Raw genomic sequence first — 26661 nt, forward strand, 5'->3', positions numbered from 1 at the left:
TTATTATTAAGCCTGAAGGTATTGATCTAGCAAAGCTATATACTTTTCAATGCCTTCTTTAATTTGATCTATATATATAAATTCATCTGCTGAATGTGATCTTGCACTGTCTCCAGGTCCCAGTTTTATACTGGTGTAGGGTATAAGCGCTTGATCTGACATGGTGGGAGACCCATATAATGACATGCCCATTGCCTCAGCTATTTTTACTATTTGGTGGTTTTTGTCAATTCCCGAAGGTTTTAACCTCGTTGATCGAGCAGAAACTTCGCATGATGTATTTTCTGCTATAATAGCTAATAATTCATTGTGCGTATAGCTATCGGTCAGTCTCACATCTACCACAAAAGTGCAAGCATCAGGCACTACATTGTGCTGTGTGCCGGCATTTATCTGTGTCACATTCATGTGTACAGGGCCTAAAGTTTCTGACACCAAAGGAAATGCATAAGTTCGAAACCACTCAATGTCTTTAATGGCTTTGTAAATGGCGTTTTCTCCTTCGTTTCGTGCGGCATGCCCTGAAATACCTTTTGCAGTACAATCCAAAACCATTAAGCCTTTTTCCGATACAGCTAAATCCATGCTGGTAGGCTCACCAATTATGGCTAAATCTATAGCTCCAAGTTCAGATAAAATGCTTTCTACACCATCTTTTCCAGAGACCTCTTCTTCGGCTGTAGCTGCAAATACAATGTTATGAGTAAGGTCCTTGCTGTTATAGTAATTCATAAAAGTAGCGAGCAGAGATACTAGCGCACCTCCAGCGTCATTACTACCTAAACCAAATAACTTTCCATCTTGCACTATTGCTTGAAAAGGATCTTTAGTATAGCCCGTATTTGGTTTTACAGTATCGTGATGTGAATTAAGTAAAAGTAATGGCTTTGAGTTGTCAAAATGAAGATTGTAGGCCCAAATATTATTTCCTTTTCTATGTGTTTTAACCTCCTTTGAGGATAGGAAATCTTCAATAATGTCGGCCGTTTTGTTTTCTTCTCTTGAAAATGATGGAGTTTGAATGAGTTGTTTTAAAAGGTCAATGTATACTTCAGCGGTCATTGTAAAATAGTTCCTATATCGTTATTAAGGTTGTTAGCATGCTTTATCTCTACGCTCACGCCATGTCTTTTGGCTAGGAAGGCATTGTCTAGCTTGGGGATCATGCCTTCGAATATGATACCGTCATCTTTTAATCTTTGGTAGTGGAGGTTGTCTAGCTCTCTCACCAGCGTACCATCATCATCAGCGTCTAATAGCACTCCAGGCTTTTCAAAACAATAGATGAGGCGGATGTCAAAATCATTTGCTAATGCCATGGCTATTGATGAAGCCATGGTATCAGCGTTAGTATTAAGTAAATTGCCTTGGCTATCATGGGTTAAAGCGCAAACTACTGGCGTTAAGTCACCATTTAGGAGGTAAGCAATTTTATCTGCCTTGATTTCATCTATATTTATATCCCCAACAAAACCATAATCAATTTCCCTCACCTCTCTTTTATGCGCAGGGATGATGTTAGCATCAGCACCAGTAAGGCCGATGGCATTATTGCCCATGCTTTGCAGCTTAGCTACTATATTTTTATTTACTAAACCTCCATACACCATCGTTACTACTTCAAGCATTGGTTCATCAGTAATTCTGCGGCCTTCTACCATGGTTGTTTTTACACCCAATTTTTTAGCAGTAGCAGTAGCTATTTTACCTCCGCCATGAATAAGTATTTTCGCACTAGGAAGCGCTGCAAATTTTTTAAGTACTTCTTGCAGCATTTCCGGGTTGTCAATAACGTTTCCGCCAATTTTGATGATGCTTAATGATGGTTTCATAAATTTTCTAATATTTCGTGAAGAACGGCCTGCGCGGCATATTCTCGGTTTTTAGCCTGTTGATATACTATTGAATTATCTATTACTTCATCTGTTGCTATTACATTCCTTCTAATAGGAAGGCAATGCATAAACTTACCTTTATTGGTAAGGTTCATTTTTTCGGCAGTTATGGTCCAGTCTTCCTTCACTTCCAATGCCTGACCGTAATGCTGATAACTACTCCAGTTTTTGGCGTATATGATATCTGCATTATCAAATGCCTCTGCTTGGTTATGAACAATTTTCAGCCCTGAAGAGAACTCATCGGCTAATTCATATCCTTCTGGGCAGGCCAATATCACTTCTGCGTCTGTAGTTTTAATCCATTCTGCAAAAGAATTAGGCACAGCCTGTGGCAATATACGTGGGTGAGGAGCCCAGCTTAAAACAACTTTAGGTTTTTTGTAGCCTATTTCTGTTATGGTAGTAATATCGGCTAGCGACTGTAGTGGATGTCTTGTTGCTGACTCAAGGCTTACAACGGGTACATCCGAATATTTCAGAAAGTTATTGAGTACATTCTCGGCATAATCAGCTTCTCTATCTTTTAGCTCAGGGAAAGTTCTCACCGCTAGTATATCTACGTACTGACTCATGATTTTTACAGCATCTTTAATATGCTCTTGACTTCCTGAGTTCATAATGGCACCATCTTCAAACTCTATCTTCCAGCCATCTTTATCAATGTTAATATTAATAACATTCATTCCTAGGTTGAAAGCGGCTTTTTGAGTACTCATCCTAGTTCTTAAACTAGGGTTAAAAAATATAAGCCCAAGGGTTTTATTTCTACCTATTTGGGCATTGTAAGGATCTTTTTTAAAATTGAGAGCTTTTTGTACCAAGCTCATGGGGTCAACGATGTCTTTAACGGAGGTGAATTGCTTCATCAGCTTTTATTTTTGAAATTGCTTTTTTTAATTTTTCTATAAAAATATTTACTTCATTTTCTGTTATGGATAAAGGAGGTAGCAGCCTTAAAACATTAGGGTTTGATGCTACGCCAGTGAAGATATATTCTTCTTCAATGAGTATTTTCCTAAGCTGTTTTATAGGAAAGCTAAACTCTAATGCTATCATCAAACCCGCTCCACGTATTTCAACTAACTCATCAATTTCAACTAAATTAGCAATAAATAGTTTTCCTAGTTTGTCAGCATTATGAATGAGCTTTTCTTTATCCATTACTTCCAGAACGGCCATTGCAGCAGCACATGCTAAATGGTTGCCGCCAAAAGTAGTGCCTAATTGACCATGTTTTGCTTCAAATGAAGGGCTGATCATTACACCGCCAATAGGGAAGCCATTACCCATGCCTTTGGCTACGGTAATGATGTCTGGTTGTATGTTTGCATGCTGGTGGGCAAAGAATTTACCCGTACGTCCGTAGCCAGATTGTACTTCATCTAAAATTAGAACAGTTCCTGTTTCTTGGCAGAGGGCCTGCAGGTCTTGAAGAAATGCAGGGTCTGGAATGTTTATTCCTCCTACACCTTGAATACCTTCAATAATAACACTGCAAACATCACCTCCATTGATAGCATTTTCTACTCCTTCCAAATCATTAAGCTCCAGAAAAATGACCTTATCATTTTGGTTGACTGGTGCAATGTAATTAGGGTTGTCAGTAGCAGTTACAGCAGCAGAAGTTCTTCCATGAAATCCTTTTTTAAAGGCTATAACTTTGCTTTTATTAGTGTGGAATGAAGCAAGTTTTAGTGCGTTTTCATTGGCTTCGGCCCCTGAGTTACATAAAAATAAATCATAATTATCATAGCCAGAAAGCTTGCCTAATTTCGTGGCCAGTTCTTGTTGAATGGGTATTTGAACGGAATTAGAGTAAAATCCTAATTGTGATAACTGATCGTTAATTCTCTTTATATATTCAGGGTGCGAGTGACCTATAGATATTACAGCGTGGCCACCATAAAAGTCGAGATATTTTTGTCCTGTTTTATCATAGATATAACAGCCTTCGGCCTTTACTGGCTCTATGTCTAAAAGCGGATATACGTCAAACGGTTTCATTAATTCTTTTTCATTTTATTGATTCGCTCATATGATGTTACCAGCCCTTTAATGAGCGCTGAACTCAAGCCATGATGTTCCATTTCGTTAAGCCCAGCTATGGTACATCCTTGGGGAGTAGTTACTTTGTCAATTTCACTTTCAGGGTGGTTTTCAGTAATGTCTAGTAGGCTGGCTGCTCCTAAACATGTCTGTACGGCTATTTTTTGAGCGTCTTCCGCATCAAAACCTAGCTGCACTCCCCCTTGAGTGGTAGCTCTTATAAATCTCATCCAAAATGCAATGCCACTGGCACAAACTACTGTAGCGGCTTGCATTAGACTTTCTTCTATTACCATAGTTTTTCCTACACAGTGAAAGATAGTTTGAACCATGTTCACTTTTTCTTCCGCAGCTTTGTTGTGAGCTATGCATGTCATAGATTGACCTACTGCAATGGCTGTATTGGGCATAGCTCTTATTACAGGAAAATTACCACCAGCCATATCGGTTATCTCACTAGTGCTTACAGCGGTTATTACCGAAATTAAAGTATGATGTTCAGGGTTGAGCTCAGGTTTAATATCTTCAATTACTGCTGGTAGCTGTTTGGGCTGCACGGCAAATATGATGATATTGGACTCTTTTGCTGCCCACCTATTGTCGCTGGTGATAGTAGTGCTGGGATGGTTGATGTCAGAAATATGATTAATGTCCCTACGGGTAAGTATAACATCATTACTTTCTAACAAGCCTTTAGCCTCTAGGCCATGATATATGGCTAAGCCTAAGTTTCCAGCGCCTATTATGGCAATAGTCTGTTTTTTCATAATTAAAAATAATTAGCCTTTAGGCTTAATCCTGTTTTTGCAGGTAGCCCCATCATTAAGTTCATATTTTCAACAGCTTGTCCTGACGCTCCTTTAAGTAAGTTATCAATTATGGTGGTAATTAGTAGCTTATTGTTATGCTTTTCTACTTTAATGATACAGTTGTTGGTATTCACCACTTGTTTTAGGTGAATGTTTTCACTGGTTACATAAGTGAATGCGGCATCAGAATAAAAATCATTATATATTTTTAGAGCCTCGTCTTCTGTACCATCAAACTCTGTATACATAGAAGCTAAAATTCCTCTACTGAAATTTCCTCTTAGTGGTACGAAGTTGATGTCTTTGTTGAAATTTTGCTGTAAGCTTTGTATGCTTTCAGTGATTTCAATAAGATGCTGATGCTCAAAAGCCTTATATATGGAAAGGTTATTATTCCTCCAGCTAAAGTGCGTAGTAGCGCCAGGAGCCTGACCTGCCCCGGTGGAGCCGGTGATAGCATGGACATGAAGCTCATTACTTAATAATCCTTTACTTGCTAGGGGTAAAATCGCTAACTGAATGGCTGTAGCAAAACAGCCAGGATTAGCAATGTTATTTGCTTCAGTAATTAAACTTTTGTTCAGCTCAGGTAAACCATAAATAAACGTTCTTTCACCTAATTTGGCATTTTTAATATGCCTGAAATCTTGGCTAAGATCAATTATTTTAGTGGCTGAGCTGATGGTGTTTTCTTGTAAGAATGCAAGTGAATGACCGTGTCCTTGGCACAAGAACAGTACATCTACATCTTGCATAGTATCCGAAAATACTAAGTCAGTTTGTCCTAGTAAGTCATCGTGTATAGAGGTGATGGGCTTGCCGGTTTGGCTTTTACTGTGGATAAAAGAAATTTCTACTTCTGGGTGAAAGAGTAGAATTCTAATTAATTCACCAGCCGTATATCCGGCACCGCCTATAATTCCTGTTTTTATCATTTTGATAGGTTGAGAGTTAGCTTTAGTGTTTACAAATCGTTAACCGCGTAAAAGATTTTAGTAGGGTTAGCTAATATTTTCGTAAACCCTTTCACGTCCTCACCAGACCAACCTTTGTTCATTTCTCCATAGTTGCCGAATTTGGATGTCATTAAATCATGGTCTGATTCTATGCCTATAGTGAAGAATTGGTATGGCGAAAGTTTTATATGAACTTTACCCGTAACAAAAGTTTGGGTGTCATCCATAAACTTCTCAATGTTTCGCATGATAGGATCTAGATATTGCCCTTCGTGCATCATCATTCCGTACCAACTGCTGAGCTGCTCCTTCCAGTGTTGTTGCCATTTAGTAAGGGTGTGTTTCTCTAATAAATGGTGAGCTTTTATTAAAATTAAAGGTGCTGCCGCTTCAAAACCAACTCGCCCTTTAATGCCTATGATGGTGTCACCTACGTGAATATCTCTACCAATAGCATATTCACTAGCCACTTTGTTGAGCTGTTGAATAGCTTTTGTTGCAGACATTTTTTCGCCATCAATAGCAGTGATTTCACCTTTAGTAAATTCGAGGGTTAATTGCTTTTCATCTTTCTTTACTAATGGGCTAGGGTACGCTTCTTCAGGCAATGCATCTTTAGAGGTTAAAGTTTCAGCTCCACCTACGCTGGTTCCCCACAGTCCTTTGTTTATGGAATACTTGGCTTTTTCCCAGTTCATTTCTACTCCGTGGCCTTTAAGGTAATCTATTTCGGCCTGTCGTGATAGCTGCTGGTCTCTGATAGGAGTGATAATTTTAGCCTCGGGTACCATAATATTAAACACCAAGTCAAATCTCACCTGATCGTTACCCGCTCCAGTGCTACCATGAGCAATGCATTCGGCATTATTGGCCTTGGCATATTCTGCTATTGCCATAGCTTGGAATACGCGTTCAGCACTTACAGAAAGAGGGTAGGTGTTGTTTTTAAGGATGTTACCAAAAATAAGGTACTTAATAGCTTTTTGATAGAATTCTTCAACTACATCAATAGTTTCATGCTTTTCAACACCGAGGTCGTAAGCATGTTTTTCGATGTTTTTAAGTTCTTCAGCATCAAATCCACCTGTGTTTACTAACACAGAATGAACTTCTAAATTAAGGTCATGTTTTAAGTATTTAACGCAGTAAGAGGTATCTAGTCCTCCACTAAAAGCTAAAACAACTTTACTTTTGTCAGCCATGATAATTTATTAAAGGTTTTATTTTCTTGGTTATTTATTTTTAATTTTAACTTCTCTCTCAGCCTTCCTGCACCTTCCTTAATGTTGTTTATACTTACAAAACGTTTGAAACGCTGCCATCTCTCTTCTTTTGTAGCTTTTTGAACAGGTTGTTTCGCTGGGTCATATATCATTCCGGTGCATAAACAATGTGCTCTATTGGTTCTGGTAAGTATATCGTAGTTTTTGCAACTTTGGCATCCCTTCCAGAAATCTTCATCTGTAGTAAGCTCAGAGAATGTGGTAGGTTTATACCCTAAATCTGAGTTGATTTTCATTACAGCAAGACTAGTAGTGATACCAAATATTTTAGAATCAGGATATTTTGATTTTGAGAGTTTAAATATTTCGGCTTTAATCTTTCTGGCCAAACCAGTGTTTCTACAGTCAGGATGAATGATTAATCCAGAGTTAGCTACATATTTACCATGTCCCCAGGTTTCAATATAGCAGAATCCTACAGGTGCATCGTTAGAAGTAGCAATAACGGCCTTGCCTTCCATCATTTTTGCACTTACATATAATGGTGAGCGTTTTGCAATACCAGTGCCGCGTTGGGCAGCAGCCCTTTCCATCATATCGCAAATCTCTTCCGCAAACTGTAGGTGCGTTTCATTTGCTATAGATAATTTAATTTCCGTCATTTTCTGGAAATGATTAAATGATAAATATGCCCGTGAAGAGCGTGTAATAAGATTTTAGAAAAATGTATATGGAAATGATACAACGGACGTACCGTTGCCGAAGAAATTATTACCCCAACAGGGGCCTAAAGGGCCTAATCCTAACTTCTGGAGCATACACACCTGCAGCTATGGCAGCTGTCTTTGTAACTTGTGTGTATGTGAATGCGTTAGTCATTGTGAGTCAAAGGTTATAACTTTCTATTTATTTACCAAATTAACATCTGGTTTTTTTTATTATTTAATTTTTGTTAGTTAGACTGTGACTCTAAGAAAAAGTCACACATGTACAGAGAAATTTTTTAAAATCCATGAAATTTATTTTTCCACTTGCTCTATTAATTGTTGTATGTCAAGCTGTTTGTGGCCAATCAGCACAAGATTATTTAGATGAAGGCTATGAGTATTATCAAAGCGGAGAATATGATAAGGCTATTGAGAGCTATAAAAAATCTATAGACAGTGATAGTAGTAATGCAGAGGTGTTTTATTTATTAGGAGTTTCGCAGAGTCAATCAGGTAATAATAAAGATGCATTAACCTCTTATAATAATGCTATCACTTTAAATAGTGACTATGCGGAAGCTTATTTTGAAAAGGGCTATTCTTATATGATGCTTAAAGACTACAAGCATGCGATTGCAGCTTTTGATAAGTGCTTAGAAATTAACCCTAATTACGTAGAGGCTCTTGTAAATAGAGGCAGTACCTATTTTATAACAGGAGATGAAGCTAAAGGTAAGGCCGATTGGCTGCAGGCTAAAGCTATGGGGGCTTCTATTCCAGCTTTAGATGAGTAGTTATTTGTTATTTAGTCCATCAATAAGCATATTGGCCATTTGAGAGCCCAGTTGTATGGGTTCAATAATGCCATGCGGGTCGTACCAGTGAGGCATCCAGTTTAAAGAAGAGAAAAGAGTCATTACAGCTAGTTTTGTGTCTAATTTTCTAAACTCACCCGATTTTATACCGCCTTCTATTATTTTTTTAAACCTGTTAATATAATTGATTCTAAGTAAAAGGAATCGCCTTAAATGGGGCTGGCTCAGGTGTCTGTGTTCATTCATGAAAACGGCCGATGCAGTTAATTGCTTAGCCATAACCTGTACATGTCCTAAAATGCCTAACCTTAACTTTTCGGTATAAGAAATATCTGCTTTTTCAACTTGCTCTAATGAATCTCTAAAAAGCTGAGCCATTTCAAAACACAAATGTTGAAGTATTTCTTCTTTAGATTTTATATGCGAATATAGACTTGCAGCTTCTATTCCTAAGGCATTGGCAAGATCTCGCATAGACGTAGCTGCATAGCCTTTTTCTCTGAAAAGTTCTGCCGCAGTCTTAATAACTTGCTCTTTACGACTTAGATTTTCTGCTTCTACCATCACACAAAAATAATGATTATTGCTTTCCGAGGAAGTAATTTGTTAGTTTTAGGGCAAAATTTATATAAATGACATTTAAAAGTCCTGAAGAATTTCATAATAGACTAGGGTTTATATTTCATGCGCTTCTACTGTTTCCATTAGCGGTGTTTGCTTATTTGTTTATGGAAATAAAAGGTAAAACGCTAGATGCATTTGTGCAGGGAGAAACATTAATTTGGTGTATTAATGTTTTATTTTCAGTCTTAGGTATTGGCCTGTTTTTGTATGCATTAAGGCAGTTTAAAAAGTTATTTCCTACCCTTAAGGGGTTAGATATGCAAGAGAAGCTCAGCTTATATTACTTTGCGGCTAAGCGTTTTTATATTGTTGGGACTATGGCATCAGCAATATTAGTGGCAGGGTTATATTTAACGGCCAGCCCTATATTTATAATTGCCTATGTATTCTTGCTTTTTTTTCTATCATTAAGCAGACCCACTCCGCAACAATATGTAAAGGATATTCCATTCAATGAACAAGAGAAGAATATCATCATACATAAGGGTAGTTTTGATGAGTTAAACAAGTAAAAGATCTTATCGTTTAGCAATGAAAAAAGTATTGATTATCACTTATTATTGGCCGCCAAGTGGAGGTAGTGGGGTACAGCGTTGGCTTAAGTTTACCAAATATTTGCCTGAAAATGGATGGCAGCCCTATATTTTTACGCCCGAGAATCCGTCTTTTGAAGTGAAAGATAGCAGCTTGGAGAAAGATATTTCGCCAGAAGTGGAGGTGATAAAATTGCCTATTTGGGAACCCTATTCTTTAATGGAAAAATTTAAGAAAAAAGGGCAAAGCCAGCAAAGTGATGTGGTGAAGAAGAGTAAGAAAAGCTTTGTGAATAAGGCTATGCTATGGATGAGAGGGAACCTGATGATGCCCGACCCTAGGGTGTTTTGGGTAAGGCCTGCTGTTAAGGTGTTGGAAGATTTACTGACTTCTAATGGAATAGATACCATTATCACTACTGGGCCACCTCATAGTATGCACCTTATTGGCTTGAAATTAAAAAAGAAGTTAGGTGTAAACTGGATTGCAGACTTTAGAGACCCTTGGACTCAGTGGGATTTGTATGATAATTTTTACTTAACCAAGTGGGCTAGAAATAAACATAAGAAATTGGAGCATGAGGTATTAACCACAGCAGATAAAGTTATTTCTGTGAGTGTTAATTATGCCAAAGAGTTGGAGGAGCTAGGAGCACCAAAGGTAGATGTTATTACTAATGGCTTTGATGCAGCAGATTTTTCCAAAGATAATAAAAAGCCACCGCAAGAATTTGTTTTACGGCATGTAGGCTTGGTGGATGAAATGAGAGATCCATCACCCATGCTGGAGGCTATTAAGTCCGTAAAGCAAGAGCATGATATAGATGTGAAAGTGGAATTTATTGGAAATGTAAATGCTTCATTTAAAGAGAAAATGCAATCTGATAAAGTGCTTTCAAATATTGTGAAGTTCAAGCCTTATGTGCCGCATAGTGAGGTTTTGAAAATATATGCCGAGTCAGCTGTGCTTTTATTGGTACTGGCGCATTCTCAAAATGCATTGGGCAATATTCCTGGTAAGTTATTTGAGTACCTTGCTTCTGGTAGACCTATTTTGGCTATCGGTAATACAGAAGGTGATTCCGCTCAAATCATTAATCAGACAGGAGCAGGTTTAGTATGTGATAGAGCAGATATGGATGCGCTGAAAGCTGAAATACTGAGATTATACAATACTTTTAAGGATAGCCGTGATGAGGTGCTGCATAAGGCAATGGCTTATTCGAGGGAGGAGTTGACTAAAAAATTGGCCAAATGTCTTAATGATTTATGAGTGTTCCTTTTTTTGACCTTGCACGCCAATATGAGACGTTGAAGGATGACTTGCTTCCTTTAGTTGAAAAGGTGATGTCTTCGGGGTATTATGTAGGAGGTAAGTATGTTACTCAGTTTGAAAACGACCTAAAGGCATATTTGGGTGTATGCGATGCCGTGGGTGTTGGTTGTGCTACAGATGGGCTTGAGCTTATATTGAGGGCACTAAATATTGGTATGGGAGATGAGGTGATAGTTCCGGCTTTTACTTGGATTTCTGATGCTGAAGTGGTGTCTTTGGTAGGGGCTAAGGTGAAGTTTGTAGATGTATTGCCCGATGAACTAACAATCAATCCTGAGGCTCTGAAAGCAGCCATTTCTCCTAGTACTAAAGCTGTGATTGCGGTTCACCTGTATGGTAAAGCGTGCCATATGCATGAAATTAAACAGATCTGTGAGGGCCAAGGAGTGGTTTTGATTGAAGATTGCGCACAAAGCATTGGTACAATGTACCATGGTGAAAAAGTAGGTAGTATTGGTGATGTAGCAGCATTTAGCTTTTACCCTACCAAAAACCTTGGTGCCATGGGTGATGGAGGTGCTGTGGTTAGTAATAATAAAGAAATAGTTGAAAAGGTAAGGTTGTTAGCTAATCATGGACAGGTTGTAAGAGATGAACATGTTGTAGAAGGTGGAAATAGCAGGTTGGATGCTTTGCAAGCGGCCATTTTATCTTTAAAATTACCCCATTTGGAGTCTTGGAATAGGCGCAGAAGAGAGGTGGCTAGCAAATATATAGCTGCTTTTGAAGGTGTTGAAGCTATCAGGTGTTTAAAGCAGGATGTAGGAGATACTTATCACGTTTTTGCTATTCAGGTTAATGAAAGAGATCGATTGAGAGCTTTTCTTGCTGAAAAAGGAGTAAACACAGCTATCCACTACCCGAAAGATTTACCAAGTATGGACTTTTATAAAAATGCCACCAACCAGTGTGCCGTGGCATTATCAGCCTCAAAAAATGTATTGAGTCTGCCCATATTTCCTGAGTTAACCGATGAGGAAGTAGAAACAGTTATTAATGCTATTTCTGAGTTTTATTTACGCAAGTAAGACCAAAGTTAGGAGAATAGTACTTCCTTATAGAATACATAATTTTAGTGATGGTAGAGTTTATTTTACTGGTTAAGGTTTTAGGTGCAGCATGCTCTGATATCCATGAAAAGCCGCTAAATTCTAACCCAGCTCTTTCAAGTACCTCTATCATAATATAAGGGTCTAAATAGCAAGTGTGCTCAATGTTAATGAATGGCCTTTTGAACCAGAAAACATTCAATATTTGCCTAAAGCTAAAAGGGTTTGGAGTTGTAATGATTATAGCTCCATTAGGGGCGAGGTGTTTCTTGTAAAATTCAAGAAATACATTTACATCACTGACATGTTCTATAATGTCACCCATTACGATCACATCAAATAACTGGTCTTCTCTTAAATCATTAACTGAACATACATTATAACCAGAAGCCTGAACTTCTTTTATTTTTTCTTCATTTATATCTACTCCAGTAACATTGTCAAATTTTTTACAAAGAAGACCATGAAGCCATAAGTCAGATTCAGAATCAATGGCTTGCCCTATACAGCCTACGTCTAAGATTGACTTGCCGTTAGCACAATTCTCTAAAATGAATTTTTGTTTACTTTTAACTCCCGATTTTAAAAATAACTGCTTTAGTAAATTCTCTTTGTCCACCATTAAATCTTTTTTAAAAAATTAAAGATAGCCATTCTAACATTTAGAGGAATAATTTGTCTCATTTTATGTCTTAGTTGATGCTTGATTTCTTTTGAAATATTGTAACTGAGAAATATGTTGTCAATGCCGAATGCATCATTCAGGTCTTTTAAACGAGAGGTTTTGCCTCTCATGAAATTTTCCATATTACCTTCATGTATTATCTGTGCCCATAATGGCTGATCATTAACTTGGCATACATTTTCATATTTCATATAAGCAGCATGCTTTTCTTTGTACACACTTTGTATGTCATCAGTGCTTTCAATTAATGATACAAATGGGCCGTCAGGTAAATTTACTGTTGTTGTCAGTTGAATTTGCTCCTTAGCATCTAATCTTAAACAATACCCTAAAGCTAAATTAATAGGTGTATTGTGTATGGGCTTAAAATGATCTTTGATTATTTGTGTTGCATGTTTTTCTAAGCTGTCGTCATTATCTAGGCGGGTGGTGATTACGAAATCTTTTTCTGAGCAAAAAGATTTAATGTCGCTAGACATCTCTTTCATGAAGGCATCATAGCTTTCTTTATAAATTGGGGTGAAATAAGTATGTTTTTTAGACCATTCTTCAATTTTTTGTTTAAAAACATCAGGAGTGTCAGTGTCGAAGTAAACTAACCATTTGAAATCTTTTTCTGATTGGTTAGCAACTGATGGGAGGCAAAACGTTTCAAAAAGGTTGAACCTAGTTTTTAGCCAATCTAAAGTTTGTACTTCTTTGTTATTTCTATCTTTGGTCCATATGGTGCCCATAACCTCATTAGTGGCTTTTACTTTAAGGTTGAAGCGAGTGATAATGATATGCTGGAATAGATTTGGCATGCAATTAATGATTGAAAGCAGCTAGGAATTTTTGTTTGAAATTATTGTTGTTAAAGGTTTTGTAGTGCTCTTTACACTTTTCTACAGCGTAGACATATTTAGGGAAGTCTATTTTACTTAAGTTAAACTCATGGTAGAAGAAGCCACTTCCAGTCTCAACTAATTCTCTGGTGGTGTTTCTTGTGTTGCCTAAAATGGGAATTTGTAATGCTAAATAGTCAATATCTTTATTTGCATTCTGAGAACTGTAACTTCTATGGGGTTCTTGTATAAGGCTTATGCCAATAAGATTGTAATTTTTTCTCAGTTCAGTTATTTTGGTTATCAACCCCTGAGCTTGAAAGTTTCCTAAGTATATACTATTGTCAGATGATTCTACCTGTTTTTTTATGTAATTATCTCTCAAGATGCCGCAAATGAAGAACTTTTCATGACCTCTGTTTATGAAGTTAAAAAAATCAGGAGCTATTTTTTCTTCTCTTAGTTGCCCAAGATAAATATAAGCAAAAGGTAACTCTGGCTTTGGAGCTATGTAATCTCCTTCTAAAGGAGAAGTGTAATAGATAAGAGTGCTGTGAGGGAAAAGCTCATTTAATGAAGCAGAATTAACTATTACTGATTTTACTTCTTGTGAGAGTTTTTGCTCTTTTCTGAAAAACTTTTTATGGATTATGGAGGCCATATTCTTTAACAATAAACTCCGCTTTGCCAACTCATAAACATGGTAAGTTACATCATGATTTAAAGTTTGGTATATGCACTTTTGCCTCAAAGCTGCGGGTAAGAAGTTTAATGGAAGCAAGCATTGAAGACCGTACAAGAAAATCAAGTCATAATTATCGGCTTCTTTCTTAAGAATTTCTAGAGCCTTTACATTTACAAATTTCAGATAAATTAGTGTTTTTATCTTTTGAGAGATTGTCAATTCAGCATCGCCACAATGAATGGCTGTACAATGAAAACCATTGTCTGTTAAAATGCTCATTTCATACTCTAGCCTGGCATGTTTAGTGTTTTTTTGGTAGTTTGTAAGTACTAGAACTTGCCTTTCTTTTGTTTTGCTGTGCATAGTTACTTATTGAGCTCTTAATACCCCTCTTCTCAAGTATGGGGCTTTAAGGTTATTGTCAAAGAAAAATAGCATGTAGTTTTTAGACATTTCAGTAGAGTAATTGAACAGGGAAAAGAACTGCTTTAATTTCTGCTCATCGTCTTGCTTATGATATGTACAGATAGCTATTTTGGTTTTGTATTCTTTAAGGCTATTCTTAAAACCTTCCATTAGATTCATCTCTTCACCATCAACATCAATTTTTAAAAAATCAATATGTCCATACTTTTTTGTAATATCATCAAGAGATATGGTGCTGTCGGAAGACGAGGAGGTGACATACTTATTAAATATTCTAACCTTATCTTTCCAAGGCTCAAAAGTATGTTCTAAAGCTTCTACCCACAAAGGATCTGTTTCAAATATGTAAATCTGCTTGGCGTATTCTACAGCATCTAATGAAAAAGAGGCTTCGGCTGCACCGGCCTCCACAATTGTATCTCCTATTTCAACCTTAAATGTATCAGTAGTGTAGCGGTGAGGGGACTGAGGGTCTTGTTCAATGCTTAGGCCACGGTACATCCTTTGTATTTTTTCTACACTAAAAGTTCTTCGGAAAAAGAGCTTCTTGTCATGATGAAAGATGTATTTTAACCCAGAGTTGTTGTCCGTGAATACTTCTACCTCTAAGTTTTCGTATTTATCTTTGTAGTCCCCAGGGAAAACAGTCAATCCATTGTTTTTTAAATATTGGTAAGCGCTGGATTGTTCTTCATTTAATGAGTCGGAGTGATTTTTTAGATACTTTACTACCTTATAAAGCACAGCCTTTCTATGTATTTTGGTGAACAGAGGAACGAAGATGTTTCTGACTTTTTTTGGAATTACTGAGTGATAAGCTTTTTGTAACTGAGCAAATTTAGACATAGTTAGTTTTTCTTTGATAGTCCAGTTTTACTCATAACTGAAACTAGTATTTGGTTAAATTCAATGGAAATTTTGCTAAAATACATTAAGCTAGTAAAGAGGGCTACCATTATTACAGATTTTATGATACCGGTTAGCCAAACAGAGCCAGTTTCTGGTATTAAAACAGGTATTGCCACACCTATTATGCAAATGCCTAAACCTTTTAAGTAGGTTAAATCAAAAGGAGTTAGGTTTAGCTTTATTTTTAAAAACAAATATTTAAACACATTGAAAAGTGTAATTGAAAATGTAGTGGCGAAAGCAGCTCCTAACACTCCATATTTAGGTATGCAATAAACATTGGTAGCAAATGTGATAATCAGTAAGAAGAAAGAGAGTAAGGTGTCAACTCTATAATATTTGCTATTTATAATTATAGGGCCGTTCATGCCAAAAGCGGTGTCTATGATTCTTGTTCCCCCTAAAAATAAAAATATATATAAACTGTCTTGGTAATATTCAGGGAGGAACATCATCATTAGATTGTAGTTAATGGCGATAAGAGCAAAAATGAGCATTCCAAATAGCAGTTGGTTTAGTGCTGTTTTTTTATATACCTCATTGAGTTTTTCCCTATCATTTTCTTTTGATGCATTAGCTAGAATTACGGATATTGTTCGTGAAATGGCAGAAGACGGAACGAGAATAACAGTACTCATGTTAAATGCAATGCTATAAATAGCTACAGCATCTAACCCAATGTATTTGCCAATCATAAGGATGTCGAGGCGATTGATAAGTAAAAAAGATAGCCCGCTGAGTATTGTGAAAAGCCCAAACCAACCTATGCTTTTCATACTTTTGATTACATGGTGGTCAAATTTAAAACTAATTTTAAATTCTTTTAGTTTGATAAGGTAGACTGCACAGATTATGGTGATTAGTGTTTGGCATCCTACATAGAGTAGTAAAAAAGTAGATATATCGACCCAGCCAAAATAGTATATTAATACTGTAATTAACCATATAACTCTTAGTACGATAAAGCTTAAAAATACCACAATGGCATTTTTGAATAATACTCTTAGGTATGCATCAAATAGATTGAAAAAAACTATGGATACCACATAAGGTGCAAGCAAATAAAAATAGTCAACAAACATTTTAGAGTTGTCTTTATACAGGTTGTTAAAGGTGTCTCTAAAAAAGAATATAGTTATTGAAGTTAAGGTTAAACCCACAGCTGCAATAACAAACCCTATGGATAATATGGTGTTTGAGTTGTTTTTGTTTTTAAAATATGGCGCAAATCTAATTATAGCATTGTCGCCTCCTAAGATAGAAAATTGAGCTACTACAGTAGCAGCAGAAGCAAGTAGTTTTATTAAACCAAATTCTTCTTCTGAAAGTACCCTAGGAAAAATTAAAATGGTATTTATATAACCTATAACAATACCTACGTATTGAATGATTGAAAACTTAATACCACTTTTACTTACTACACCCATTGTTTAATTTTTATAAAGAGGCAAAGATATATAAGTTTTGTCTACATATTTTAATTACAGTAGGTGCCCTATAAAGCTTACTCTTAATAATTAAATTTTACTTCACTCTTCCAGGGTTTTCTGATATAAATGCTTTCCAACTCTTTGCTTTGCTACTTTCATTGCCATTTTGAAAATGATGACAAACAGCCACTGCCAGCGCATCAGTAGCATCTAATAATTTTGGTGCTTCTTTAAAGTTTAAAAGAGTCATGAGCATCTGTGCTACTTGCTCTTTCGAAGCATTACCGTTGCTAGTCACAGATTGTTTTACCTTTTTTGGGGCATATTCGGTAATGGGAATTTCTTTGGAGAGCGCTGCGGCCATGGCTACTCCCTGAGCTCTTCCTAATTTTAACATCGATTGCACATTTTTTCCATAGAATGGAGCTTCTAATGCTACCTCATCGGGACAGTAATCATTGATTAGGCTAGATACCCTTTCAAATATTTTCTTCAATTTTAACTCGTGCCCACTATATTTGCTTAAATGTATTACCCCAAATTGTAGTAATGACATCTTGTTGTTTTTAACCGAAATAATGCCATATCCCATAACACTAGTTCCAGGATCTAAACCTAGAATGATGGTCTCTTTTTGTGTCTTTTGTATTACCTTCTTCACAGGTGCAATTTAACTATATGGCTTGGCTAATAAAAGTATGGGGCAAACCTTGGGTGGATAAAGCCATTAAAATTATTGTATTAGGCTTTATTGTAAGCTTTGTAGTACTAAAAGTTAAAGACAATGAAGTGGCGTTTGGTATGGTTCTTAAACATTTAGTTGTTTTGGGCAGTGAGCAACCCTTTTTTTTGTGCCTTATAGTTTTTTTAATGTTTGTGAATTGGGGAGTAGAGGCTGCCAAATGGAAGGTGCTGGTTAAATCAATTAGTAGTATCACTTACATGCAGGCAGTGAAAGGTGTATTGTCAGGTATGGCATTAAGCTTTGTAACTCCACATGGCGTAGGAGATTATATAGGGAGAACGCTTACCTACAAAACAGCCTCCAGAGAAAGTTTGGTAGGAGCTACATTAGTTGGGAGGATAGCTCAAATGTTTCCTACATTAGCCATGGGGACAGTGGGAGTAATATATTTTTTTAATTTTAGGTATGTCTTACTTGCAGTTGCAGTATTTTTTTGTTCAATAGTGGTAGGTTGGATTGTACTTATATTGGTGCGAGATAAGCTTAAAACCAAAATTTTTGCTTTTGCAAAGCCTTATATAGGCGTGGTATTGACTTATAAAAGAAGTGTAATAATAACAGTTTTGTTAATGTCCATATGCCGCTACTTAGTTTTTTTAACTCAGTTGCTACTTTTGCTAAATGTGTTTAAAGCTGGAGTTAATCTTATGACAAATGCGGCAGGAAGCGCTTGGATGTTTCTTGCTAAATCAATTATACCGAGCTTTAATTTTATGAGTGACCTTGGAGTAAGAGAAACTTCCGCACTTATTTTTTTTGAAAGGTACCATGCAGATTTAGATGCAGTGGTGGCGGCCAGCTTTACTTTATGGGTTATTAATATATTGATGCCTACAATAATAGCTGCTCCACTAGTGTTGAAATTAAAAATACACCGCAAATGATTGCTGTTATTATATTTCTGATTGCTGTATATGTGATTTTAATAATAGTATTTACAATAGGTTGGAAGTCTATTAAAAGGGGTGGTGTAAATAATAATGCACCCAGATTATTTTATTCCATAATAATAGCTTTTAGGAATGAGGAAAAGCATCTGCCCGCCATTATCAGTTCGCTGAAAAATATTCAATTTTCAACAACAAACTACGAAATCATATTTGTAAATGATCATTCTACAGATGAGTCAGTTAATATTCTTCAAAAGAATAAATTTTCTAGCAATTGGGAGGTGCTGCACTTAGAGGATGGAGAAGGTAAAAAGGCTGCACTCGAACTAGGCATAAAGCATAGCAATGGAGATGTAATAATAACTACGGATGCCGATTGTATAATGTCCCCTTTATGGCTTAATAGTTTTCAGAGTTTTTTTGAAGATAAGGATGCAGTTTTGGTTTCAGGTGCTGTTACTTTTTATACTGAGGTCAGTTGGTTTGAAAAATTGCAAACTATAGAATTTGCATCTTTGATAGGAATTGGAGCGGCTTCCATAGCTCTTGGTATTCCTGGTATGTGCAATGGAGCTAATTTGGCATTTAAAAAGGAGGCCTTCTATCAGGTGGGGGGCTATGAAGGCAATAAGAAGTACGCCAGCGGAGATGATACATTTTTATTATATAAGCTATTTAAAAAGTTTCCTTCATTAGTGTATTTCAATAAAAGCCCTTATGCTACTATCTCAACAAAGGCCCAGCAATCGGTCAAGGCCTTTTTTTATCAAAGAAAAAGGTGGGCTTCGAAATGGAAAATTGGGGATAATTATGCCAATGCATTCCTAGCACTTATTATATTCTTGTCTAATGTTTCTTTTTTTATAGGCTTTGTGTTATTACTCACAGATGAGAAGTTGCCCATAATTCTGTATTTTCTGATTTTTGCTAAATGTTTGGCAGAAGGAATACTCTTATATTCGGTGCTAAAGTTTTGTGCTAAGAGGTTGAATGTATTTAGGTTTCTGATACTGCAATTATCTTACCCCTTATATGCCATCTTTTTCGGAATAGCTGCTAACTTTGGGGGCTACATCTGGAAGGGGCGAAAGCACTAATTAACATTTTCAAATCTTTTTTATTACCTTGTGCAGTAGGGTAGAAGAATTTATGGAGACATTATCCTTACAAAATAAATATAACCTTAAAGAGCTAGAGCTAAATGCTTTATTGGAGATTACGCAAGCTATTAATAGTAACTTGCCAGAAACATCTCTATATAAAATATACGACTTTACGCTTAGGGCTAACCTCAATATCAAGAAATTAGCATTGTACGTGATGGACGAGAAATGGGGGTGTAAGGTTAGTTATGGTACCACTAGTAGCTGCTTAGATATTAGCGTACATGAGGAGTTCCTTAACCTCAGTTCGGTTACTTCCATGGATAAAACCAGAGATGATGTTTTTGGTGAATTTGATTATGTACTGCCGGTTTCTCATAAAAATGCTATTCTTGCTTTGGTGTTTGTGGGTGATTTAGAAGAGGAAGATGAGGAGATGAGTAAGAGCAGTATGCGGTTTATTCAAGCGCTCAGTAATATTATTATTGTTGCTGTAGAAAATAAGAAATTGGCCAGAAAGCAGTTGGAGCAAGAGGCCTTGAGAAAGGAGCTAGAAATTGCGAGTGACGTACAACAATTCTTATTCCCAGAGAAGCTTCCGTATGGTGAAAACCTAAGAATAGAAGCTAGTTATTTGCCTCACGATAGGGTAGGAGGAGATTATTACGATTATATTCCTATCAACGAAGATCAATTTTTGATCTGTATAGCCGATGTTTCAGGTAAAGGTATTCCGGCAGCCTTGCTCATGTCTAATTTTCAGGCTTCGCTGCATACATTGATCAGGCAGACTACCGATCTTAAAGAGATTGTAAAGGAGTTAAACTATCATGTGCTTGAAAATGCAAAAGGAGAGAAATTTGTTACCTTTTTTGTTGGTATATATGATGTGAGGGCTAAGGCTCTGGTATATATCAATTCAGGACATAATCCGCCCATATTAGTAGACCGTAATGGTAATCACCAGTTTTTGGAAACGGGTAGTACTGTGCTTGGAGCATTGCAGCCGCTGCCGTTTTTAAATAAAGGCCATGTGCACGATGTAGAAGACTTCCTTCTCTTCTGCTATACCGATGGACTAACCGAAACAGAGAACGAGCTGGGCGAAGAGTATGGTACTGATAGGTTGGTGAATTACTTTAGCAGAAATAGTAATACAGATCTTAAACAAGTGCATCAAGATATTATAATAGATTTAGATCTGTTTAAAGGTGCTAATGGTTATAGAGACGATATTACATTGTTAACTTGTAGAGTAGAGCCATAATTGAAAATGTTCGTTCATAAAACTCCTAAATGGGTGAAATGGTTATATCCAAATTTAATTTGGGATATGCCTACCTCTAAGGAGCCTACTATATACCTTACCTTTGATGATGGGCCTATTCCTAAACTGACTCCGTTTATTTTAGATGTTTTAGCAGATTATAATGCACAAGCTACCTTTTTTTGTGTAGGTGAAAACCTGTTAAAGAATAGCAAAATTGCTGAAATGAGTATTGATGCCGGACATACCTTGGCTAATCATACTTATAATCATATGAATGGCTGGTCGGTAGACTCCCCTTCGTACATTGCCAACGTAGCTAAATGTCACGACCGATTAGAAAAACTAGGCCAGGGTAAAAAGTTACTAAGACCACCCTATGGGCGTATTAAAAGAAATCAGATAAAAATACTTACCAAGGAGTATGATATAGTCATGTGGGATGTTTTAACAGGTGATTTTAGTGCTAAAATTACCCCTAAATCTTGCTTGGAAAAAAGCATTAAGGCAACAGCCGATGGCAGTATTGTGGTTTTTCATGATAACGTAAAAGCGGAGAATAATATAAAATATACGTTGCCACGCTATTTGGAGCACTTTTCCAAACAAGGTTACTTGTTTAAAGCCCTATGAGTTGGCTGATAGTCTTTTGCTTTTTCATTTCTTTAATAACTATTTTTTCAGACATAGTTTATTGTGTCATTTGGGTGAGAATTAAAAACCCGTATTCAGGGGCTCACACCATTATCAATAATAATACATGTAGGGTGTCTATACTTGTTGCTGCCAGAAATGAGGAAGAGAATATCTCTAGATGTATAGAAAGTCTTCTTAATTTGAATTATCCGCAGAATAAGATTGAAATTTTAATTGGTGATGATGATTCTGAGGATGAAACTTTATCTATTATAGATAGCTATTCATCTAGGTATCCAAATGTGAAATGCTTTAGGGTTAAAGATAAATTGGGCAATGCCAGAGGAAAGGCTAACGTGCTTGCCCAATTGGCTACACAAGCCACAGGAGATTACTTTCTTATTACAGATGCAGATATAGAGGTGCCTGTATCATGGGTGCAGCATATGATTGCGCCATGTATCACTAATCCCCATTTAGGCATTGTTACTGGAGTTACTTTAGTGCAAGGAGCAAAATTTCAACGAATAGATTGGATGTTTGCATTGGCCATGATAAAGGTATCGTCATTATTGAATAAGCCCGTTACAGCCATGGGAAATAACATGATGATAACGCGAGAGGCTTATGAAAGTATAGGAGGATACGAATCTATTCCATTTAGTGTAACCGAAGATTATGAGCTGTTTAAGCAGGTGAAGCAAAAGGGATATGGTTTAATACAATTATATAGTAAAGAGGTGCTAGCAGAATCTCAACCTATAGCAACCGTTCGTCAACTTTTACACCAGAGAAAAAGATGGATGAAAGGAGCCGTGCAGTTGCCAACCATTCATGTGGCACTGCTATTATCCCAAGCATTGTATTATTTAGTCTCAATTGTACTTTTAATTGTTTTTCCTCTTTTAGGCATATTTACTTGTGTTTTCAAAGTTATTGTTCAAACTCTATTCATTAGCTTAGCTGCTAGCAAGTTGAGGCAAAAGGTCTTTTTGGCCGATTATGTAAAGTATGAGGTTTACTCATTGCTTTTGTCAGTATCTTCGGGGTTATTCTATTTAATGCCGATAAAAGTGAATTGGAAAGGGCGTAAGTATTAATCTGTATTGCTCACTTGTGACTTTTAAATAGTTGTGAAATTATATAAGTGAAATGAGACAATTAGTAGATACACATGCACACATATACTCTGATAAATTTGAAGGAGATGTGCATGATACTATAGAGAGATCGATAGAGGAGGGAGTTTCAAAGATATATATGCCAAACATTGACCATGAGTCCATTGATGGTATGATGGAGTTAGAAGAGAAATATCCTGATAACTGCATATCCATGATGGGATTGCATCCTTGTTCTGTAAATAGAGATTTTGAAAAGGAATTGTACGTGGTAGAGGAGTGGTTGGCAAAGAGGCCGTTTAAAGCAATAGGAGAGATAGGAACTGATTTGTATTGGGATAAGTCTTTTTGGGAGCAGCAAAAAGAAGCCTTTGAAATACAGGTGAGTTGGGCTAAAAAATACAAACTACCAATAGTTATTCACTGTAGAGATTCTATGGATGAAACTATAGAGATGGTAGAGCAATTGAAATCAGATGATTTAACAGGCGTATTTCATTGCTTTACAGGATCTGTAGAGCAAGCCAAGCGAATCACAGATTTAGGATTTTATCTAGGGTTGGGGGGAGTTTGCACTTTTAAAAATGGAGGTATGGACACTGTAGTTCCTCATTTAGATATAAATGATATAGTACTGGAAACAGACAGCCCTTATTTACCACCTGTTCCACACAGAGGCAAAAGAAATGAGCCATCGTATATTCCTATTATTGCTAAAAAGGTGGCCGAATATTTAAAATGCGATATCGATCATTTGGCCGAGGTGACCACCGCAAATGCTCAAAAGTTATTTAAAGAATGAAACAGTCGACTAATATAAAAATAATTACTTCATCTAAAAGAGAACCACAGTCTTCTGTTTTATTAATATATACAGGAGGTACACTGGGTATGGTGCACGATGAATCAGGTACGTTAATACCTTTTGATTTTAGCTCCATATTATATCATGTGCCTTCGTTAAAGCAATTAGAGCTTAACCTTACTGTAATCTCATTTGATGAGCCAATAGACTCTTCTAATATAAGTATAAAAGAATGGCAGTTGTTAGGCAGTATCATATATGAAAATTATGATAAATACGATGGTTTTGTAGTGCTGCACGGCACCGATACCATGGCCTTTACAGCTTCTGCTGCCAGTTTTATGTTAGAGAACTTAAACAAGCCAGTGGTATTTACGGGAGCACAATTGCCAATATCTTCATTGCGTTCCGATGCTAGAGAAAATTTGATTACAGCATTGGAAATTGCCTCTAAGAGTGAAGAGGGAGAGCCTTTAGTGCCAGAAGTATGCATTTATTTTGATTCTTCATTGCTGAGAGGAAATAGGGCCAAGAAGGTTGAAAGTATTCATTTTGATGCATTTCAGTCAGAAAATTACCCTAAGCTGGCCGTGGCAGGAGTAACTATTAATTATAATACCGCTGTAATAAAAAAAGCAAAAAAGAATAAAAAATTAATTCTACATAATAAATTTGACCCTAATGTAGTTATACTAAAGTTACACCCAGGTATTACTGAAGGAGCTGTTGCTGCAGTACTTAACACTCCAAACCTACGAGGTGTAATATTAGAAACGTATGGTGCAGGAAATGCACCTAGCGCTAGTTGGTTTATTAATTTATTAAAGAGTGCCACTGCACGTGGAATCGTTATCGTAAACGTATCTCAGTGCCCCGGAGGGCGAGTGATGCACGGTAGGTATGGCACAAGCCAACAATTACAGCGGATAGGTGTTATAGAGGGTGTTGATTTGACTTTAGAAGCCGCAATCACAAAACTTATGATGGTACTAGGAGAGGAGGATGATATTGAGAGTGTTAGAAAAAGGCTTATGGAGCCAATGAGCGGTGAATTGACGTTGAATTAATGATTATTAAATTTATTTTATGCTTGCATAAAGCGTTTTTTATTGATTTATTTGTGCTGCTTGTGGAGCGAAAGGCTTTGCTAAATTAGAGAGGTGACCGAGTGGTTGAAGGTGCTCGCCTGGAAAGTGAGTGTGCCCCAAAAGGGTACCGGGGGTTCGAATCCCTTCCTCTCTGCTAAACATGTAACTATTTAACTAACTTTTAACTATAAATTGTAATCGTTTAACAATCTCTGCAAACTGAGAAATATTTAAAACTTGAATTATGAAAAAACTATTTACATTACTGGCGCTAGTAGGGATTTTTACCCTTGGATATCAAGCTAATGCTCAATCAGACACTACTGATACAGCATCTACAGAAGTTGATACTACAGTAGCCGAAGAGCCAGCTATGACTGAAGAAGAGCCAGTTATGACTGAAGAGACAGATGTTGAAGCAGTAGAAGAAGATGCTTCTTTCCAACAAGTAGTAAAAGAAAAATTTATAGAAGGTGGTGTAGAATGGATGACGCCAGTATTAGTTTGTTTGATTTTAGGATTAGCAATCGCTATCGAGAGAATCATTACTCTTAACATGGCTACTACAAACACTGATAAATTATTAGCAAGAGTTGAAGACGCTTTAGCTTCTGGTGGTGTTGAAGCTGCTAAAGAAGTAACAAGAAATACTAGAGGTCCTGTAGCATCTATCTTTACTCAAGGATTAATGAGAATGTCTGAAGGTATCGAAATGGTTGAGAAATCTATCATTGCTTACGGATCAGTAGAAATGGGTAGATTAGAAAGAGGTTTAGTATGGATATCTCTTTTCATCGCTCTTGCTCCAATGCTTGGTTTCACCGGTACTGTAATTGGTATGATTGGTGCATTCGACTCTATTCAGGCTGCAGGTGATATCTCTCCTCAAGTTGTGGCAAAAGGTATTAAAGTTGCGTTATTAACTACAGTAGCTGGTCTTATCGTAGGTATTATCCTTCAGGTATTCTACAACTACTTAGTATCTAAAATTGACTCTCTTGTAAACCAAATGGAAGATGCTTCTATCTCTTTGGTTGACTTATTAGTTAAGCACAAGCTTACTGGAAGAGCTTAATTAAAGCTCCTCGTTAAAAGTTAAATAAGAGAACCAATTTATTAAATTAATTAATATGGAAAATTTCATAGATATTGCTCTTTGGTTAGCAATGGGTATGGTAGCCTTAGCAATTTTAGCTGCGGTTGTACTTCCATTGATTAACTCTTTGAGTAATCCAAAAGTATTAGTAAAAGGAGCTATCGGTGTTGTAGCAATTGTAGTATTATTCTTAGTAGCTTGGGGTGCCTCTAGCAACGAAGTAACTAATGCTTATATTGATGCAAATGTGGATGCCTCTACTTCTCAATTAGTAGGAGGATCATTGCTTACCATGTATATTCTATTTATTATATCCGTAATAGGTGTAATATTTTCTGAAATCAATAAAGCAATTAAGTAATGGCTAAGAAACAAAGAGAAGAGCCTTCAATAAATTCAAGTTCGATGGCAGATATTGCCTTCTTACTTTTGATCTTCTTCTTGGTTACTACTACTATAGCTAATGACAGAGGTTTGAGTTTGCAATTGCCTCCTAGTCCTGAGGACATTGTAAATACAGACGTTAAGATACCAGAGAGAAATTTATTTACTATTCTGGTAAACTCAGCCGATAAAGTAATGGTGGAAGGTGAACCAATGGAGAACGTGGAGGATTTACGAGAAGATATCAAGACTTTTGTGCTTAATAACGGTAAAGACCCTAAAAGTTCAGATAGTCCTAAGGATGCAATCGTTTCATTTAAAACAGATAGAGGTACTAGCCAAGAGATGTTCATTGAAGTGTTAGATGCAATTCAAGGTGCATACTATGATATGTATGCTGAAAGAATTGGTGTAACTAATGAACGTTGGAGAGATATCGCTAATGATTTAGGTGATCCTGAAAATAAAAGGTTATATGATAAAGGCCGTGGCTTGAAAAATGGTGAATTGGAATTTCCAATGAACATTTCTATCGCGGAACCATCAAAAACATCAAACTAAGGAGGTTGAA

The 26661-nt window shown here is 36.6% G+C and carries 29 protein-coding genes and 1 tRNA gene; 15 read left to right on the forward strand and 15 right to left on the reverse strand.

Going from position 1 to position 26661, the window contains the following annotated elements; translation table 11 throughout:
* Positions 1-6 precede the first annotated feature (6 nt).
* From ACXACQ_RS11305 to ACXACQ_RS11340, 8 genes are read right to left on the reverse strand one after another with little or no spacing between them, the layout of a single operon-like run.
* On the reverse strand, positions 7-1062 hold the full coding sequence (locus tag ACXACQ_RS11305; protein WP_474976056.1) for a M20 family metallo-hydrolase: 1056 nt from the start codon (positions 1060-1062) through the stop codon (positions 7-9).
* The gene (gene argB / locus ACXACQ_RS11310; protein WP_474976057.1) at positions 1059-1832 is read right to left on the reverse strand and encodes an acetylglutamate kinase; all 774 of its coding nucleotides are present in this window, start codon (positions 1830-1832) and stop codon (positions 1059-1061) included. Before argB ends, ACXACQ_RS11305 begins: the two co-directional genes overlap by 4 nt.
* Entirely contained in the window at positions 1829-2764 is a 936-nt protein-coding gene (locus ACXACQ_RS11315; protein ID WP_474976058.1) for an N-acetylornithine carbamoyltransferase, read from the reverse strand. Before ACXACQ_RS11315 ends, argB begins: the two co-directional genes overlap by 4 nt.
* Positions 2742-3902 (reverse strand): aspartate aminotransferase family protein, encoded by a 1161-nt coding sequence (locus tag ACXACQ_RS11320; RefSeq protein ID WP_474976059.1) that lies wholly within the window; start codon positions 3900-3902, stop codon positions 2742-2744. The genes ACXACQ_RS11315 and ACXACQ_RS11320 overlap by 23 nt, the downstream gene beginning before the upstream one ends.
* Positions 3902-4711 carry a pyrroline-5-carboxylate reductase gene (gene proC / locus ACXACQ_RS11325; protein ID WP_474976060.1) on the reverse strand — a complete coding sequence of 270 codons (810 nt, stop codon included), beginning with the start codon at positions 4709-4711 and terminating at the stop codon, positions 3902-3904. The genes ACXACQ_RS11320 and proC overlap by 1 nt, the downstream gene beginning before the upstream one ends.
* 2 nt (positions 4712-4713) lie before the next feature.
* Positions 4714-5688, reverse strand: coding sequence for an N-acetyl-gamma-glutamyl-phosphate reductase (gene argC / locus ACXACQ_RS11330; RefSeq protein WP_474976061.1), 975 nt, complete (start codon positions 5686-5688; stop codon positions 4714-4716).
* A 29-nt stretch (positions 5689-5717) separates the two neighbouring features.
* Positions 5718-6911 (reverse strand): argininosuccinate synthase, encoded by a 1194-nt coding sequence (locus ACXACQ_RS11335; protein ID WP_474976062.1) that lies wholly within the window; start codon positions 6909-6911, stop codon positions 5718-5720.
* On the reverse strand, positions 6884-7594 hold the full coding sequence (locus tag ACXACQ_RS11340; protein WP_474976063.1) for a GNAT family N-acetyltransferase: 711 nt from the start codon (positions 7592-7594) through the stop codon (positions 6884-6886). The genes ACXACQ_RS11335 and ACXACQ_RS11340 overlap by 28 nt, the downstream gene beginning before the upstream one ends.
* Positions 7595-7944: 350 nt before the next feature.
* On the opposite strand from ACXACQ_RS11340, the gene ACXACQ_RS11345 reads away from it, so the two are divergent.
* Positions 7945-8433 carry a tetratricopeptide repeat protein gene (locus ACXACQ_RS11345; RefSeq protein WP_474976064.1) on the forward strand — a complete coding sequence of 163 codons (489 nt, stop codon included), beginning with the start codon at positions 7945-7947 and terminating at the stop codon, positions 8431-8433.
* Here ACXACQ_RS11345 and ACXACQ_RS11350 read toward each other — a convergent pair whose 3' ends face one another.
* A complete protein-coding gene (locus tag ACXACQ_RS11350; protein ID WP_474978473.1) occupies positions 8434-9018 on the reverse strand; it encodes a TetR/AcrR family transcriptional regulator in 585 nt (194 codons plus the stop codon).
* Positions 9019-9086: 68 nt separating this feature from the next.
* Here ACXACQ_RS11350 and ACXACQ_RS11355 point away from each other — a divergent pair, with 68 nt between their 5' ends.
* The 3 genes from ACXACQ_RS11355 to ACXACQ_RS11365 are packed head-to-tail and all read left to right on the forward strand — an operon-like array spanning position 9087 to position 11975.
* A complete protein-coding gene (locus tag ACXACQ_RS11355; RefSeq protein WP_474976065.1) occupies positions 9087-9590 on the forward strand; it encodes a hypothetical protein in 504 nt (167 codons plus the stop codon).
* 19 nt (positions 9591-9609) lie between these two features.
* The gene (locus tag ACXACQ_RS11360) at positions 9610-10884 is read left to right on the forward strand and encodes a glycosyltransferase family 4 protein (protein WP_474976066.1); all 1275 of its coding nucleotides are present in this window, start codon (positions 9610-9612) and stop codon (positions 10882-10884) included.
* The gene (locus tag ACXACQ_RS11365; RefSeq protein WP_474976067.1) at positions 10881-11975 is read left to right on the forward strand and encodes a DegT/DnrJ/EryC1/StrS family aminotransferase; all 1095 of its coding nucleotides are present in this window, start codon (positions 10881-10883) and stop codon (positions 11973-11975) included. Before ACXACQ_RS11360 ends, ACXACQ_RS11365 begins: the two co-directional genes overlap by 4 nt.
* On the opposite strand, the gene ACXACQ_RS11370 is transcribed toward ACXACQ_RS11365, so the two are convergent.
* From ACXACQ_RS11370 to ruvC, 6 genes are all read right to left on the reverse strand, one after another.
* Positions 11947-12618: a class I SAM-dependent methyltransferase gene (locus ACXACQ_RS11370; protein WP_474976068.1), complete on the reverse strand. Its 672-nt coding sequence runs from the start codon at positions 12616-12618 to the stop codon at positions 11947-11949. The genes ACXACQ_RS11365 and ACXACQ_RS11370 overlap by 29 nt on opposite strands.
* On the reverse strand, positions 12618-13484 hold the full coding sequence (locus ACXACQ_RS11375) for a glycosyltransferase (protein WP_474976069.1): 867 nt from the start codon (positions 13482-13484) through the stop codon (positions 12618-12620). Before ACXACQ_RS11375 ends, ACXACQ_RS11370 begins: the two co-directional genes overlap by 1 nt.
* Before the next feature lie 4 nt (positions 13485-13488).
* Entirely contained in the window at positions 13489-14553 is a 1065-nt protein-coding gene (locus ACXACQ_RS11380; RefSeq protein ID WP_474976070.1) for a hypothetical protein, read from the reverse strand.
* Between the two features lie 6 nt (positions 14554-14559).
* Positions 14560-15462: an FkbM family methyltransferase gene (locus ACXACQ_RS11385; RefSeq protein WP_474976071.1), complete on the reverse strand. Its 903-nt coding sequence runs from the start codon at positions 15460-15462 to the stop codon at positions 14560-14562.
* A 2-nt stretch (positions 15463-15464) separates the two neighbouring features.
* The gene (locus ACXACQ_RS11390) at positions 15465-16952 is read right to left on the reverse strand and encodes a lipopolysaccharide biosynthesis protein (RefSeq protein ID WP_474976072.1); all 1488 of its coding nucleotides are present in this window, start codon (positions 16950-16952) and stop codon (positions 15465-15467) included.
* 97 nt (positions 16953-17049) lie between these two features.
* Complete coding sequence (gene ruvC, locus ACXACQ_RS11395) at positions 17050-17616, reverse strand: crossover junction endodeoxyribonuclease RuvC (RefSeq protein ID WP_474976073.1); 567 nt, start codon at positions 17614-17616, stop codon at positions 17050-17052.
* A 17-nt stretch (positions 17617-17633) separates the two neighbouring features.
* On the opposite strand from ruvC, the gene ACXACQ_RS11400 reads away from it, so the two are divergent.
* The 11 genes from ACXACQ_RS11400 to ACXACQ_RS11450 all read left to right on the forward strand — a co-directional run bounded on the left by ACXACQ_RS11400 (position 17634) and on the right by ACXACQ_RS11450 (position 26651).
* Complete coding sequence (locus tag ACXACQ_RS11400; protein WP_474976074.1) at positions 17634-18584, forward strand: lysylphosphatidylglycerol synthase domain-containing protein; 951 nt, start codon at positions 17634-17636, stop codon at positions 18582-18584.
* The gene (locus ACXACQ_RS11405) at positions 18581-19687 is read left to right on the forward strand and encodes a glycosyltransferase (RefSeq protein WP_474976075.1); all 1107 of its coding nucleotides are present in this window, start codon (positions 18581-18583) and stop codon (positions 19685-19687) included. The genes ACXACQ_RS11400 and ACXACQ_RS11405 overlap by 4 nt, the downstream gene beginning before the upstream one ends.
* A 52-nt stretch (positions 19688-19739) precedes the next feature.
* Positions 19740-20960 carry a PP2C family protein-serine/threonine phosphatase gene (locus ACXACQ_RS11410; RefSeq protein WP_474976076.1) on the forward strand — a complete coding sequence of 407 codons (1221 nt, stop codon included), beginning with the start codon at positions 19740-19742 and terminating at the stop codon, positions 20958-20960.
* Between the two features lie 66 nt (positions 20961-21026).
* Positions 21027-21593, forward strand: a complete 567-nt coding sequence (locus ACXACQ_RS11415) for a polysaccharide deacetylase family protein (RefSeq protein ID WP_474976077.1) — start codon at positions 21027-21029, stop codon at positions 21591-21593.
* A gap of 74 nt (positions 21594-21667) precedes the next feature.
* Positions 21668-22696: a glycosyltransferase gene (locus ACXACQ_RS11420; RefSeq protein ID WP_474976078.1), complete on the forward strand. Its 1029-nt coding sequence runs from the start codon at positions 21668-21670 to the stop codon at positions 22694-22696.
* Positions 22697-22748: 52 nt separating this feature from the next.
* Positions 22749-23519: a TatD family hydrolase gene (locus ACXACQ_RS11425; RefSeq protein ID WP_474976079.1), complete on the forward strand. Its 771-nt coding sequence runs from the start codon at positions 22749-22751 to the stop codon at positions 23517-23519.
* Entirely contained in the window at positions 23516-24589 is a 1074-nt protein-coding gene (locus tag ACXACQ_RS11430; protein WP_474976080.1) for an asparaginase, read from the forward strand. Before ACXACQ_RS11425 ends, ACXACQ_RS11430 begins: the two co-directional genes overlap by 4 nt.
* A gap of 87 nt (positions 24590-24676) precedes the next feature.
* A tRNA-Ser gene (locus ACXACQ_RS11435) sits at positions 24677-24764 on the forward strand.
* A 90-nt stretch (positions 24765-24854) separates the two neighbouring features.
* Positions 24855-25685: a MotA/TolQ/ExbB proton channel family protein gene (locus ACXACQ_RS11440; protein WP_474976081.1), complete on the forward strand. Its 831-nt coding sequence runs from the start codon at positions 24855-24857 to the stop codon at positions 25683-25685.
* A gap of 55 nt (positions 25686-25740) precedes the next feature.
* The gene (locus tag ACXACQ_RS11445) at positions 25741-26067 is read left to right on the forward strand and encodes a hypothetical protein (protein ID WP_474976082.1); all 327 of its coding nucleotides are present in this window, start codon (positions 25741-25743) and stop codon (positions 26065-26067) included.
* The gene (locus tag ACXACQ_RS11450; RefSeq protein ID WP_474976083.1) at positions 26067-26651 is read left to right on the forward strand and encodes an ExbD/TolR family protein; all 585 of its coding nucleotides are present in this window, start codon (positions 26067-26069) and stop codon (positions 26649-26651) included. Before ACXACQ_RS11445 ends, ACXACQ_RS11450 begins: the two co-directional genes overlap by 1 nt.
* The last annotated feature ends 10 nt before the right edge of the window (positions 26652-26661 follow it).

It is taken from the genome of Fulvivirga sp. AWR4_260 (genome assembly GCF_056158185.1).